We start from the raw sequence: 13,014 nt of genomic DNA on the forward strand, positions 1-13,014 counted from the left end.
GCGACGCCGCGAACCCGCTGACCGGGATGGTGACCCCGTGAACCTGTTGGTCGACAACATCGGCGAGTTGGTCACCAACACCGGGATCGGCGAGGGCGGGCCGCTCGGCATCCGCCGCAAGGCCGCGCTGCTGGTCGAGGAGGGCGAGGTGGCCTGGATCGGCCCGGCCCGGTACGCCCCGGCCGCCGACCGGCGGATCGACGCCGACGGTCGGGCGGTGCTGCCCGGATTCGTGGACAGCCACGCCCACCTGGTCTTCGCCGGTGACCGGGCCGCCGAGTTCGCCGCCCGGATGGCCGGCGAGCCGTACACCGGGGGCGGCATCCGGACCACCGTCGCCGCCACCCGGGCCGCCGACGACGACCTCCTCCGGGACACCGTCGGGCGGCTGCGCGCCGAGGCGGTCCGGCAGGGCACCACCACGATCGAGATCAAGAGTGGGTACGGCCTCACCGTAGCCGACGAGGCCCGCTCGTTGCGGATCGCCGCCGAGTTCACCGCCGAGACCACGTTCCTCGGTGCCCACGTGGTGCCGCCGGAGTACGCGGACCGGCCGGACGACTACGTCGGACTGGTCTGCGGGCCGATGCTCCGGGCCGCGTTGCCGTACGCGAAGTGGATCGACGTCTTCTGCGAGCGGGGGGCCTTCGACGCCGACCACGCGCGGGCGATCCTCACCGTCGGGCAGGCCGCCGGACTGGGCGTCCGGGTGCACGCCAACCAGCTCGGCCCCGGGCCGGGGATACAGCTCGGGGTGGAGCTGGGCGCGGCAAGTGTCGACCACTGCACCCACCTGTCCGATATCGACGTCGAGATGCTGGCGATGTCGGAGACGGTGGCGACGCTGCTGCCCGGGGCGGAGTTCTCCACCCGGTCGCCGTACCCGGACGGCCGGCGACTGCTCGACGCGGGGGTGACCGTGGCGCTGGCGACGGACTGCAACCCCGGGTCGTCGTACACCTCGTCGATGCCGTTCTGCATCGCGCTCGCGGTCCGGGAGATGGGCATGACCCCGGCGGAGGCGGTCTGGGCGGCCACCGCCGGTGGCGCGCGGGCGCTGCGCCGCGCTGACGCCGGAGTGCTCCGGCCGGGCGTACCGGCCGACCTGAGCATCCTCGACGCCCCCTCCTACCTGCACCTGGCCTACCGGCCGGGGGTTCCACTGATCAGCCAGGTCCTGCACAACGGAGTGCCGCAATGTCAACCATGACCCGACCCGTCGTCGTCCAGCCCACCGGTGTCTCCCCGGCCGACGTGCTGGCGGTGGCCCGGGGCGACGCCACCGTCGTCCTTGATCCGTCCACCCTGGACGCCATGGCGGCCAGCCGGGCGATCGTGGACCGGATCGAGCAGACCGGACGCCCGGTCTACGGCGTCTCGACCGGGTTCGGCGCCCTCGCCAACACCTTCGTCGCGCCGCAGCGGCGGGCCGAGTTGCAGCACGCGCTGATCCGCTCGCACGCCGCCGGGGTGGGCGCCCCGATGCCCCGCGAGGTGGTCCGGGCGATGATGCTGCTGCGGATCCGCTCGCTGGCACTCGGCCACTCCGGGGTACGCCCCGAGCTGGCCCGAGGGCTCGCCGACCTGCTCAACGCCGACATCACCCCGTGGGTGCCGGAACACGGCTCGCTCGGCGCCTCCGGCGACCTCGCCCCACTGGCGCACTGCGCGCTGGTGCTGCTCGGCGAGGGCTGGGTGCGCGGCCCGGACGGCGAGCGGCAGGACGCGGCGGCGGCGCTGCGGGCGGCCGGGCTGCGCCCGGTGACGCTCGCCGCCAAGGAGGGACTGGCGCTGGTCAACGGCACCGACGGGATGCTCGGAATGCTGCTGCTGGCGATCGTCGACGCGCGTCACCTCCTCACGATGGCGGACGTGACGGCGGCGCTCGCCATCGAGGCGATGCTCGGTTCGGATCGGCCGTTCCTGCCGGAGCTGCACGCGATCCGTCCGCATCCGGGGCAGGGGATCTCGGCGGCCAACATCCACCGACTGCTCCAGGGGTCGTCCATCATGGACTCACATCGGGACGACCTGTCCCACGCCGTCCAGGACGCGTACTCGATGCGTTGCGCCCCGCAGGTCGCCGGGGCTGCCCGGGACACCCTCGCCTTCGTCGAGCAGGTCGCCGGCCGGGAACTGCGCTCGGTGGTGGACAACCCGGTGGTGCTGCCGGACGGCAGGGTCGAGTCGACCGGCAACTTCCACGGCGCCCCGCTCGGCTTCGCCGCCGACTACCTGGCCATCGCCGCCGGCGAGGTCGGGGCGATCGCCGAGCGCCGGGTCGACCGGCTGCTCGACGTCACCCGCTCCCGGGACCTGCCGGCGTTCCTCTCCCCCGACGCCGGGGTCAACTCCGGGCTGATGATCGCCCAGTACACCGCCGCCGGCATCGTCGCGGAGAACCGGCGACTCGCCGCACCCGCCTCGGTCGATTCGCTGCCGACCAGCGGCATGCAGGAGGACCACGTCTCGATGGGCTGGGCGGCAACCAAGAAGCTGCGTACGGTGCTGGAGAACCTGACCAGCGTGCTCGCGGTCGAGCTGATCGCCGGGGTACGCGGGTTGCAGTTGCGGGCCCCGCTCGCCCCGTCCCCGGCCGGCCGGGCGGCGGTGGCGGCGCTGCGGGACGTGCTCGGCGAGCCGGGGCCGGACATCTTCCTCGCCCCTGCGATGGAGGCGGCCCGCGCGGTCGTCGCCGGTCCGGAGTTGCGCGCGGCGATCGAGAAAGAGGTCGGACCCCTGGGGTAGACCCTCCGGCATGGGTTACCCGACGACGTTCACGGGCCGGGTCGACATCTCGCCACCGCTCAACCCGGCCGATGTCGACCCGGCGGACGGACTTACGTTCGCTCCGGTCGAGGGCTGAGGCCGACCGCGACGCCGTCCACCGCCACCGCGCCGACCAGCTCCGATGACCCTGTCGCGGGCGTGCCCGGCGCGGTGAACCGGCGCGACCCGGTGGTCGCCGCGGCCGGCACGGTGGTCGCGGTGGGCGTGGCCGGCGCGGTGGGCGTGGCCGGAGTGTTCGATCCGCGTCTGGTCGCCAGCACCGAGCCGCCGAGGATCAGGGTGAACGCGGCGACGACCGGGACGGTGAACGGCTCGTCGAGCACCAGCACGCCCGCCGTGACCGCCACCGCCGGGTTCACGTACGTGAAGACCAGCGCCCGGCTGGCGCCGACCTCGCGGATCAGCGCGGCGAAGACGACGAACGCCACCGCCGTACAGACCACGGCCAACCCGGCGAGGGCGGCCAGGACCCGGCCGGTGGGCAGCGTCGCCGGCCAGGCCAACGCGGCCGGGACGGTGTACACCAGCGCGGCCCCGCCGAGGCAGACGGCGGTCAACGGCAGCACCGGTACGTCGGCCAGTCGCCGCGCCAGGATCATCGGGGCGATCGCGTAGCAGACGGCGACGAGCAGCACCTCGGCGATCGAGCGCAGGTCTCCACCGCGCAGCCCGGGCGCGGCCAGCACCACCACCCCGGCGAGCCCGAGACCCAGACCCGCCAAGCGCGGTCCGCCGAGCCGCTCGACGTCACCGGCGAGCCGCCCGACCAACACGGCGATGATCGGCGAAGCGGCGATCAGCAGACCCGTCATCGAACTGCTGAGCTGCCGTTCGGCGTCGGCCAGCAGCCACCACGGGATCATGATCTCAAGCGCCGCGAAGGCGGCCAGCGGTCGCCAGTGCCGGCGTAGTTTCCCGACTCCCCGCAGGGCCAGCGGCAGCAGCACGACGGCACCGACCGCCGTCCGGACGAAGACCAGCACCGGCACCGGAATGCCGCCCTCGACCGCCACCTTGATCAACAGATATGGGATGCCCCAGATGACACTCATCGAGGCGAACAGCAGCCAACCGCGCTTCGTCACCGTACTCTCCTCAGTGGAATTCCGGATCCCGGTTGCGGGTCCGCTTGAGTTCGAAGAAGCCGTCCGTCCCGGCCACCAGCAGCACACCGTCCCAGAGCCGGCCGGCCGCCGCGCCGCGCGGGATCGGCGTCACCACCGGCCCGAAGAACGCGATCGGCCGGCCGTCCGGCCCGGGTACGTGAACCACCGGCGTGCCGACCTCCTCCCCGACCGGCTCCATCCCGGCCAGGTGGCTACGCCGGAGTTCCTCGTCGTACTCGGTCGAGTCGGCGGCGTCGGCGAGTTCGACCCCGAGGCCGACCTCGGCGAGTGCGGCGACGTACAGGTCCCGCCCGATCGGCACCCGATCGTGATGGTGCCGGGTGCCGAGCGCGGTGTAGAGCGGACCCAGCACCTCCGCGCCGTACTTGCGCTCGGCGGCGATCGCCACCCGGACCGGGCCCCACCCGATCTCGAAGAGGTCCCGGTACCGCTGTGGCAGATCGGTCCGGCCCTCGTTGAGGACGGACAGGCTCATCACGTGGAACCGCACCTCGATCTCCCGCACCTGTTGCACCTCCAGCAGCCAGCGGGAGGTGATCCAGGCCCACGGGCAGATCGGGTCGAACCACATGTCGACGGGGGTCGGCGTCATCGGAGGTTTTCCCTTCGGAGGTTCTTCCACTGCCACCTGTGACGTTAGGTGAGATATTGGCACCATGTAAGCTCCAATTCTCAGCAACTTGATTGGGCCAATCGAGGAGACATGGAACTCCATATCCGGCTGACCGGCCGGGGCGACCTGACGACCCAGATCTACCGGCAGTTGCGGGAGGCCGTGCTCGACGCGCGGCTGCGGCCCGGGGAGCGGCTGCCGCCCACCCGCGAGTTGGCGGAGCGGCTCGGCGTCGCCCGCAACACGGTGGCGACGGCGTACGACCGGCTCACCTCGGAGGGCTTCCTGGTCGGCCGGGTCGGCTCCGGGACGTACGTCGGTGACCGTCGGCTGATCGGCGAGGCGCGCCCCCGGACCGCCCCGGTCGGCCGAGGTGTCCGCCCCCGTCCCGTCTGGGACTCCGTCCCGGAGGTCCCCCGGGCCGGCACCCTGAGGTACGACTTCCGGGTCGGCGCCCCCGACCCGGCGCTGTTCCCCCTGGAGGTCTGGCGCCGGCTCGTCACCCGCCAGCTGCGGGCCGCGACCGTCCGGTGCCCGGCCAACACCGAGCCGGCCGGACACCCCGGGCTGCGCGCGGCGCTCGCCCGACACCTCGGCGTCTCCCGGTCGGTGCGGGCCGGCACCGGCGACGTCCTGGTCACCCAGGGCGCTCAGCAGGCGCTCGACCTGGTCGGTCGGGTACTGATCGAGCCGGGTGACCGGGTGGCGGTGGAGGAACCGGGCTATCCACCGGCACGCCGCCTGTTCCAGACCCACGGCGCCCGGGTGAGCGGGGTGCCGGTCGACGCGGAAGGGCTCGTCGTCGCCGCGCTGCCGGCCGACAGCCGGCTGATCTACGTCACCCCGTCCCACCAGTTCCCGCTCGGCGTACCGATGTCGCTGGCCCGCCGCACCGCCCTGCTGGACTGGGCGGAGCGGCACGGCGCGGTGGTGGTCGAGGACGACTACGACAGCGAGTATCGGTTCGCCGGCCGCCCGCTGGAACCGCTGCAGAGCCTCGACCGACGCGGCCGGGTGATCTACGTCGGGTCGTTCTCCAAGACCCTGCTGCCGATGCTGCGGGTCGGGTTCCTGGTCTCGCCGGCCTCGCTACGACCCGCGCTGCGCACCGCGCGGCAGCTCAGCGACTGGCACGGCGACCTGACCACCCAGGGCGCGCTGGCCGAATTCATCGACGAGGGACTGCTGGCCCGGCACATCCGCCGGACCAGCCGGGAGTACGCCGCGCGCCACCGACGCATCCTCGCCGCGCTGGCCACACACCTCGGCGAGCGGCTCCACCCGGTGCCCTCGGCCGCCGGCCTTCACCTCGCCGCCCGGCTCGCGCCCGGCAGCACCGATGACCTCTGCGCGGTGGCGGCACGGGCCCGCGAGACCGGCGTCGCGGTGGAGAGCCTGGCCAGCTACTGCGGCGAGCGGCCCGGACAGGCCGGCCTGGTCATCGGGTACGGCGGCATCGCGCTGGCCGACATCGACGAGGGGATCCACCGCCTCGCCGCCGCCTTCGGTCCGGAACCGTAGCCGGGGTGGCCGGTCCGGGCGGCGGAACACCGGCCGGACCCCCGCCATTCAGTACCGCTCGGCGTACCGGGTCGGCGGCTCGCCGAACATCTTCCGGAAGTCCCGGGTGAAGTGCGCCTGGTCGGCGTAGCCGAGTTCGGCGGCGAGCACGGCCCAGTCGACCGGTTCACCCCGGCCGAGCCGCTCGGTCACCTCGCGCAGCCGGTAGCGCCGGATCACCCACTTCGGCCCGATGCCGACGTACTCGGCGAACAGCCGTTGCAACCCGCGTACGCCCAGGCCGAGGTCGTCGGCGAGCGCGTCCACCCGGTTGAGGCCCGGACTGTCGGCGATCCTCGCGACGATCGCGGCCACCTCCTCCGCCCGGGGGTCGGGCTCGGGCAGGCGGCGGCGCAGGTAGTCCTCCACCGTCGGCAGGTCGAGCGGATCGGGCAGGGCGCCCGGGAAGACCTCCGCCGCGTCGATCGACCGGTCGGTGATCGTCGAGACGGGCGCGCCCAGGAACGGCCGGAAGCAGCCCGGCCGGAACGCCACCCCGAAGATCTCGTCGACGCCGGCCAGGATCCTGACCTGGTGTCCGCTGCTGACGCCGGTCACGATCCCGCGACCGCCACGGAACGTCAGGTGCACGTTCGGATACGGCACGATCAGCTGGCGGTACGGCTCGGCGTACTCCCAGGAGACGATCCAGTAGCGCTCGACGTACCGGGCGAGGTCGGCCGAGGGGGCCGCGAAGGCGTGTCGCTGGTGTCTGGTCCACGCCCCGCCGAGCTCGCGTACGTCCCTGGTCACGCCCGCCAGATTATGTCGCGTTCGTTCAAGACGGCCGTCCCACCTCGTGGTTTGCTTGCCGACATGGCTGATGCACAGTTGGTGGCCCGGGCGGCCACACCGCTCGTCGAGATCATCCGGGACATCACACCCGACCAGCTCGACAACCCCACCCCGTGTGCCGAGTACGACGTTCGAAAGCTAATCAACCACCTGCTGTTCTGGGGTCCGTCGCTGGAGGGTGCCGGGCGGAAGGAGACCGTACCGCCGCCGGCCGGCAGCGAGGCGGAGCTGGACCTGACCGGCGGCGACTGGGCGGCCGAGCTGACGGCCGGGGTGCAGCGGATCGCCGACACCTGGGCCGAGCCGGGCGCCTGGACCGGCACCACGCACATGGGCGGCCCGACCGAGCTGCCGGCCGCGCTGGTCGGCGGGATGATCGTGACCGAACTGGTGGTGCACGCCTGGGACCTGGCGCGGGCGACCGGCCAGCAGCCGAGGTGGGACGACGAGCTGCTCGGCTACGTGCACGACGAGGTGGTGAAGACCGCCGAGCAGGGCCGGCAGATGGGCGTCTACGGGCCCGAGGTCGAGGTGCCGGCCACCGCGCCGACCCTGGACCGGATCCTCGGCGTCGTCGGCCGCGACCCCGGCTGGAGCCGCTGACCCGGCAACCGGCACCGAACCCGCTGTGCCGGCGGCGCCCAACCCGCTATGCCGGCGGTAGCACCCTGGCGACCACCTTCGCCAACGCCCGCAGCGCCTTGCCCCGGTGGCTGATCGCGTCCTTCTCCTCCGGGGAGAGTTCGGCGTTCGTCCGGTCCTGCCCGTCGGCGAGGAAGATCGGGTCGTAGCCGAAGCCCCCGTCGCCACGGGGCGCCCGCAGCAGCCGTCCGGGCTGACGGCCCTCGATCAGGTGCTCCTTGCCGCCCGGCAGCACCAGGGCCGCCGCGCAGACGAAGGCGGCGCCCCGGTGCTCGTCCGGTACGTCCGCGATCTGCGCCAGCACGAGTTCCAGGTTGGCCCGGTCGTCGCCGTGCCCGCCCGACCAGCGGGCGCTGAACACCCCGGGCATGCCGTTCAGGGCGTCGACCGCCAGCCCCGAGTCGTCGGCGATCGTCGGCAGGTTGCTCCACTTGACACCCTCGCGCGCCTTGAGCAGCGCGTTCTCCCCGAAGGTCAGCCCGGTCTCCGGGACCTCCTGGTACTGCGCGACGTCGGCCAGCCCGACGAGTTGGATGCGCTGCACGCCGAGGGAGTGGTCGAGGATCCGCTGGAGCTCGGTGAGCTTCTTGGCGTTGCGGGTCGCCAGCAGCACCCGGGTCATTCGGCCAGCGCCTTCCGCTGGGCGTCGGTCAACTCGGCACAGCCGAGCACACCGAGGTCGAGCAGCGCGTCGAGCTGCTCGCGGGCGAAGACGCCGGCCTCGCCGGTCCCCTGCACCTCGACGAAGTCCCCGGTACCGGTACAGACCACGTTCATGTCCACCTCGGCCGCCACGTCCTCAAGGTAGTTCAGGTCGAGGCGCGGCTCGCCCTCCACCACGCCGACGCTGACCGCCGCCACCGACCGGTGCATCACCTTCGCCGGCTTGCCGGCCAGCGCCTTCCGCTCGGCCAACCAGTTCACCGCGTCGTGCAGGGCCACGTACGCCCCGGTGATCGCGGCGGTCCGGGTGCCGCCGTCGGCCTGCAACACGTCACAGTCCAGCACGACCGAGTTCTCGCCGAGCGCCTTGAGGTCCATGCAGGCCCGCAGGCTCCGCCCGATCAGCCGGGAGATCTCGTGGGTACGCCCGCCGATCTTCCCTCGTACGCTCTCCCGGTCCGAGCGGGTGGTGGTCGACCGGGGCAGCATCGAGTACTCCGCGGTGACCCAGCCCAGGCCGGAGCCCTTGCGCCAGCGCGGCACCCCCTCGGTGACACTCGCCGTGCAGAGCACCCGGGTATCGCCGAACTCGACGAGGACGGACCCCTCCGGATGGACGCTCCAGCGTCGGGTAAGGGTCACCGGTCGAAGTTGGTCGGGCCGCCGCCCGTCAGGTCGCGCCATCCCCGCAGCCTATGTGCTCGCCCGATCGCGCCGCCCGAGGGTGTCCCGCGGCCGGGCTACACCTCGTACCGGGCGCCGGGCCGGACGATCTCGACCGGGCCGGCGAAGGCGGAGAGCGCCGCCTCGTGGGTCACCGCCTCGCTGCCCCAGGCGGCGACCAGGTGGGTGAGGAGCAGTCGCCCCACCTCTGCCTTCGTGGCGATCTCGCCCGCCTCCCGCCCGGTCAGATGCAGGTCGGGCGGGTTCTCCACCCCGTCCAGATAACTCGCCTCGCAGAGGAACAGGTCGGCGCGGTGGGCCAGTCGGAGCAGCGACTCGCAGGGGGCGGTGTCCGAGGAGTAGCAGAGCGACCGGCCACCGTGCTCCAGCCGTACCCCGTAGGTCTCCACCGGATGGTTGACCCGGTCCACGGTGACCGAGAACGGCCCGATCGGGAAGGTCCCGGGCTGCAGGCCGTAGAAGGTGTAGACGTCGTCGAGCGTCCCCTCGTCCAGGCTGTACGCGTTGGCGAGCCGTTCCGGCGCCCCGCTCGGGGCGTACACCGGCAGCGGCGGATAGGGACCGTCCGGTGCGTACCGCCGCACCACGATGTACGGGACCGCGTCGAGGATGTGGTCGCCGTGCAGGTGGGTCAGGAGAATCGCGTCGAGCGCCTTCAACCCGACGTACCGCTGCAGGGCGGAGAGCGAGCCCGAGCCGAAGTCGAGCAGCAACCGGAAGCCGTCGGCCTCGACCAGATAGGCCGAACAGGCCGACTCGGGCCCCGGGAAACTGCCCGCACAGCCGAGGATCGTCAGTCGCATCAGGTTGCCCCGCCATTACAGATGGTCACGGACAGCCCGCCGACCAACGCGTGAACGATCAATGCCGGATGGTCTGTCACGGTGCGCAGCCTACGCCGCGACACCTGGGCACAAGAAAGATCTGCGGACTGTTGTCGCCAACGTGACAACCGGTCTGGGCGACCCGGCCCGGTAAGGGCCAGACGCCGCAAACGGCCCGAGCGTTACGTTCCGTCACCTTCTGCGGTCATGTCGGCACCGCCTCCCGCCGGGCCGGAACGGTGCACCCTGCAACCGGCCGGCGGGTCCGCCGTCAGGCCCAGAGCTGACCGTCCAGGGCGTTCTCGGCGTCGGCGAGGGTGCCGCCGTACGCACCGGTCGACAGGTACTTCCAGCCGCCGTCGGCGACCACGAACGCGACGTCGGCCCGCCGGCCGGCCTTGACCGCCTCGTGCGCCACGGCGAGCGCGGCATGCAGGATCGCCCCGGTGGAGAACCCGGCGAAGATCCCCTCCACCTCGACGAGCTGCCGGGTACGCAGCACCGCGTCCCGGGTACCGACCGAGAAGCGCCGGGTCAGCACCTGGGCGTCGTACAGCTCCGGGACGTAGCCCTCGTCGATGTTGCGCAGCCCGTAGACCAGTTCGCCGTACCGGGGCTCGGCGGCGACGATCTCGATCTCGTCGATTTTCTCCCGCAGGTAGCGCCCGGTCCCCATCAGCGTGCCGGTGGTGCCCAGCCCGGCGACGAAGTGCGTGATCGTCGGCAGGTCGTGCAACAGCTCCGGACCGGTGGTCTCATAGTGCGCCCGCGCGTTGCCCTGGTTGCCGTACTGGTAGAGCATCACCCAGTCCGGGTGGTCGGCGGCGATCTGCTTGGCGGTCGCCACCGCCTGGTTCGAGCCGCCGGCGGCCGGCGAGAAGATGATCTCGGCACCGTACATCCGGAGCAGTTGCACCCGCTCCGCCGAGACGTTCTCCGGCATCACACAGACCAGCCGGTACCCCCGGAGCTTCGCCACCATGGCCAGCGAGATCCCGGTGTTTCCGCTGGTCGGTTCGAGGATGGTGTCACCCGGCCGGAGCCGGCCGGCCCGCTCGGCCTCGCGGACCATGAACATCGCCGGCCGGTCCTTGATGCTGCCGGTCGGGTTCCGGTCCTCCAGCTTCGCCCAGAGCCGCACCGGCGGTGCCCCGTCGGGCACCGTCGGCGAGAGGCGGGGCAGCCCCACCAGCGGAGTACCGCCGCACGCGTCGAGCAGGCTCTCGTACCGCGTCATGGCGGCCTCCTCAGCGGGCGGCGGACGGGGCCGGCACCGACCTGCCGTGCCCTGGCGCCGCTGCCGCCGCGCTGTGCCCGACGATCGCGGCTGCCGCCGCGCTGTGCCCGACGATCGCGGCTGCCGCCGCGCTGTGCCCGATGATCGCGGCTGCCGCCGCGAAGCCGAACGCGCCGCCGGCCACGGCCGGCAGGATGGTCACGGTGTCCCCGTCGGAGAGCTTGGCGTCCAGCGCACCGAGGAACCGGACGTCCTCGTCGTTGACGTAGACGTTGACGAAGCGGTGCAGCGCGCCCTGCTCGGTGACCAGCCGGCCGCGCAGGCCGGAATACTTGCCGTCCAGGTCGGACAGGAGTTCGTTGAGGGAGTCGCCGGACCCCTCGACGACCTTGGCGCCGCCGGTGTAGCTGCGCAGGATGGTGGGGATGCGAACCTCGATGGCCATGATTGCGTGCTCCTTGGGAAACGACGGACTGGGGAACGGACTACGACAACGGCTGCTGAGTTGTGGAAGTCAGCGGCCGGAACACTCGTAGTCGACCGTCGCCGGGCTCTGCCCGAACATGTACGACTGCACGGCGTTCGGGTCCACCGTGGCGTCGACGACCCGGATCGGCTCCTCGGTCACCACCCCGTCCACGATCCGGAACGAACGGATCTCCTCGGTCTCCGGGTCACGGGTGGAGACGAGCAGATAGTGCGCGCCCGGCTCTCCGGCGAAGGAGATGTCGGTGCGGGACGGGTAGGCCTCGGTCGAGGTGTGCGAGTGGTAGATCACCACCGGCTCCTCGTCGCGATCGTCCATCTCCCGCCAGAGCCGCAACTGCTCCATCGAGTCGAACTCGTAGAACGTCATGGACCGCGCGGCGTTCACCATCGGGATGTGCCGGGTCGGGGTGTCGGTGCCGGCCGGGCCGGCGACCACGCCACACGCCTCGTCGGGGTGGTCCCGACGGGCGTGCGCGACGATCGCGTCGACTATCGACCGGTCGATACTCAGCACGCGCCCAGCCTACCGCCTCTCGGGCCGACCCGGAGCGGTCGGTCTCGGCCGGCGGGAGTGGCCGACCTCACCCGTCCCGCCTGGCCGGCGGCGCCAGCCCGCACAGAAGCGCCCAAACCAGACGTCTGCGGTGAAGTCGCCCGCAGAACATTGCGGTGAGCGCCGTCGGTCCCGGCGGCACGCCGATGTCGGCCGCGGGAGCCGTCGCCCGGCGGGGAGGAGCCGCCCGGCGGGGAAGACCGGTCGGGCGGGGAAGACCGGTCGGGCGGTCAGTGTGCGAGCCTGCCCTCGACCAGCGCGCGGAGCAACGACTCCTGGAGATAGCCCAGATAGGCGTAGATGGAGAGCTGGAAGACCCGGGTCGAGGTGGGGTCGTGCAGCACCGCGTCGTCCAGCTCGTCGCCGAGGTCGGTGTCGGCGGAGATCTCCAGGCGTACGCCCATGGCCAGCCGGGCGTCGTTGAGGGCACGCAGCCACGCCTCCGCCGCCTCCGCGTCGAGCCGTACCTCGCCACCGGTCACCGGGGGCAGCGCCGCGAGTACCGCGCCCGCCTGATCGATCTTGCCCGTCTTCAGATCGCCCTCGGTGTACCGCCGGAGGTCGGCCGAATCACCCGGACTGTCCGGATAGGTGTCCGGGAACAGTCGCCCGACGACCGGGTCGGAGTGGTCGAAGCCGTCGGTGAGCAGGCCGACCACCTCGGAGGCGACCTTGCGGAGCACCCGCACCTCGTCGGCGGCGAAGGTGGCGACGCAGTGCTCGCCCTGTCGACGGAACGTACTCACGCCTGGTCCACCGTCGCCCACAGCCCGTACGCGTGCAGTTGGGACGCGTCGTGCTCCATCCGCTCGCGGGCGCCGCTGGAGACCACCGCCTTGCCCTTGTGGTGCACGTCGAGCATCAGCTTCTCGGCCTTCTCGTGACTGTAACCGAAGAGTTTTTGAAACACCCAGGTCACGTATGTCATCAGGTTGACCGGGTCGTCCCAGACGATCGTCACCCATGCCCGGTCGGCGACCGGCACCTCTTCGGTGTCCGGCGCGTCGACCGGTGCAACCTGTGGAGCCGCCATGCCC

14 protein-coding genes and 1 pseudogene are annotated in these 13,014 nt (G+C 72.2%); 4 read left to right on the forward strand and 11 right to left on the reverse strand.

What is annotated here, in order from left to right; genetic code table 11:
* Positions 1-37 precede the first annotated feature (37 nt).
* Both hutI and hutH read left to right on the forward strand, forming a co-directional pair.
* Positions 38-1,210, forward strand: a complete 1,173-nt coding sequence (hutI, locus tag EV371_RS27505) for an imidazolonepropionase (protein WP_130464605.1) — start codon at positions 38-40, stop codon at positions 1,208-1,210.
* On the forward strand, positions 1,207-2,748 hold the full coding sequence (gene hutH, locus EV371_RS27510; RefSeq protein WP_486484978.1) for a histidine ammonia-lyase: 1,542 nt from the start codon (positions 1,207-1,209) through the stop codon (positions 2,746-2,748). The genes hutI and hutH overlap by 4 nt, the downstream gene beginning before the upstream one ends.
* Positions 2,749-2,840: 92 nt before the next feature.
* Here hutH and EV371_RS27515 read toward each other — a convergent pair whose 3' ends face one another.
* Complete coding sequence (locus EV371_RS27515; RefSeq protein WP_130464607.1) at positions 2,841-3,875, reverse strand: DMT family transporter; 1,035 nt, start codon at positions 3,873-3,875, stop codon at positions 2,841-2,843.
* Between the two features lie 10 nt (positions 3,876-3,885).
* Positions 3,886-4,509, reverse strand: coding sequence for a mycothiol-dependent nitroreductase Rv2466c family protein (locus EV371_RS27520; RefSeq protein WP_130464608.1), 624 nt, complete (start codon positions 4,507-4,509; stop codon positions 3,886-3,888).
* 111 nt (positions 4,510-4,620) lie between these two features.
* Here EV371_RS27520 and pdxR point away from each other — a divergent pair, with 111 nt between their 5' ends.
* Positions 4,621-6,051: a MocR-like pyridoxine biosynthesis transcription factor PdxR gene (pdxR, locus tag EV371_RS27525; protein WP_130464609.1), complete on the forward strand. Its 1,431-nt coding sequence runs from the start codon at positions 4,621-4,623 to the stop codon at positions 6,049-6,051.
* 48 nt (positions 6,052-6,099) lie between these two features.
* Here pdxR and EV371_RS27530 read toward each other — a convergent pair whose 3' ends face one another.
* Entirely contained in the window at positions 6,100-6,843 is a 744-nt protein-coding gene (locus tag EV371_RS27530; RefSeq protein ID WP_130464610.1) for a helix-turn-helix domain-containing protein, read from the reverse strand.
* A 63-nt stretch (positions 6,844-6,906) separates the two neighbouring features.
* Between EV371_RS27530 and EV371_RS27535 the strand changes: the two genes are divergently transcribed.
* Positions 6,907-7,488 (forward strand): TIGR03086 family metal-binding protein, encoded by a 582-nt coding sequence (locus tag EV371_RS27535; RefSeq protein WP_130464611.1) that lies wholly within the window; start codon positions 6,907-6,909, stop codon positions 7,486-7,488.
* Between the two features lie 46 nt (positions 7,489-7,534).
* Here the strand turns inward: EV371_RS27535 and rdgB are convergent, their stop codons facing one another.
* From rdgB to clpS, 8 genes and pseudogenes are all read right to left on the reverse strand, one after another.
* Entirely contained in the window at positions 7,535-8,149 is a 615-nt protein-coding gene (gene rdgB / locus EV371_RS27540; protein ID WP_130464612.1) for an RdgB/HAM1 family non-canonical purine NTP pyrophosphatase, read from the reverse strand.
* Positions 8,146-8,874 (reverse strand): ribonuclease PH, encoded by a 729-nt coding sequence (gene rph / locus EV371_RS27545; RefSeq protein WP_130464613.1) that lies wholly within the window; start codon positions 8,872-8,874, stop codon positions 8,146-8,148. Before rph ends, rdgB begins: the two co-directional genes overlap by 4 nt.
* 56 nt (positions 8,875-8,930) lie before the next feature.
* A complete protein-coding gene (locus EV371_RS27550) occupies positions 8,931-9,677 on the reverse strand; it encodes an MBL fold metallo-hydrolase (RefSeq protein ID WP_130464614.1) in 747 nt (248 codons plus the stop codon).
* 292 nt (positions 9,678-9,969) lie between these two features.
* Positions 9,970-10,935, reverse strand: a complete 966-nt coding sequence (locus tag EV371_RS27555) for a pyridoxal-phosphate dependent enzyme (RefSeq protein ID WP_130464615.1) — start codon at positions 10,933-10,935, stop codon at positions 9,970-9,972.
* Between the two features lie 121 nt (positions 10,936-11,056).
* A pseudogene (locus EV371_RS27560) lies at positions 11,057-11,380 on the reverse strand (MoaD/ThiS family protein); the annotation flags it as partial.
* A gap of 69 nt (positions 11,381-11,449) precedes the next feature.
* Positions 11,450-11,938: a Mov34/MPN/PAD-1 family protein gene (locus tag EV371_RS27565; protein ID WP_130464617.1), complete on the reverse strand. Its 489-nt coding sequence runs from the start codon at positions 11,936-11,938 to the stop codon at positions 11,450-11,452.
* Positions 11,939-12,207: 269 nt separating this feature from the next.
* A complete protein-coding gene (locus tag EV371_RS27570; protein WP_207230622.1) occupies positions 12,208-12,744 on the reverse strand; it encodes a DUF2017 family protein in 537 nt (178 codons plus the stop codon).
* Positions 12,720-13,010: an ATP-dependent Clp protease adapter ClpS gene (gene clpS, locus EV371_RS27575; RefSeq protein ID WP_130464619.1), complete on the reverse strand. Its 291-nt coding sequence runs from the start codon at positions 13,008-13,010 to the stop codon at positions 12,720-12,722. Before clpS ends, EV371_RS27570 begins: the two co-directional genes overlap by 25 nt.
* Positions 13,011-13,014: the final 4 nt, after the last annotated feature.

The sequence above is a fragment of the Plantactinospora sp. CNZ321 genome (genome assembly GCF_004217235.1).

Coding starts and splice junctions, on each gene's coding strand:
- EV371_RS27550 (WP_130464614.1), bottom strand. CDS start 9,677: ATGCGACTGACGATCCTCGGCTGTGCGGGCAGTTTCCCGGGGCCCGAG.
- pdxR (WP_130464609.1), top strand. CDS start 4,621: ATGGAACTCCATATCCGGCTGACCGGCCGGGGCGACCTGACGACCCAG.
- EV371_RS27535 (WP_130464611.1), top strand. CDS start 6,907: ATGGCTGATGCACAGTTGGTGGCCCGGGCGGCCACACCGCTCGTCGAG.
- EV371_RS27555 (WP_130464615.1), bottom strand. CDS start 10,935: ATGACGCGGTACGAGAGCCTGCTCGACGCGTGCGGCGGTACTCCGCTG.
- clpS (WP_130464619.1), bottom strand. CDS start 13,010: ATGGCGGCTCCACAGGTTGCACCGGTCGACGCGCCGGACACCGAAGAG.
- rph (WP_130464613.1), bottom strand. CDS start 8,874: ATGGCGCGACCTGACGGGCGGCGGCCCGACCAACTTCGACCGGTGACC.
- rdgB (WP_130464612.1), bottom strand. CDS start 8,149: ATGACCCGGGTGCTGCTGGCGACCCGCAACGCCAAGAAGCTCACCGAG.
- hutH (WP_486484978.1), top strand. CDS start 1,207: ATGACCCGACCCGTCGTCGTCCAGCCCACCGGTGTCTCCCCGGCCGAC.
- EV371_RS27520 (WP_130464608.1), bottom strand. CDS start 4,509: ATGACGCCGACCCCCGTCGACATGTGGTTCGACCCGATCTGCCCGTGG.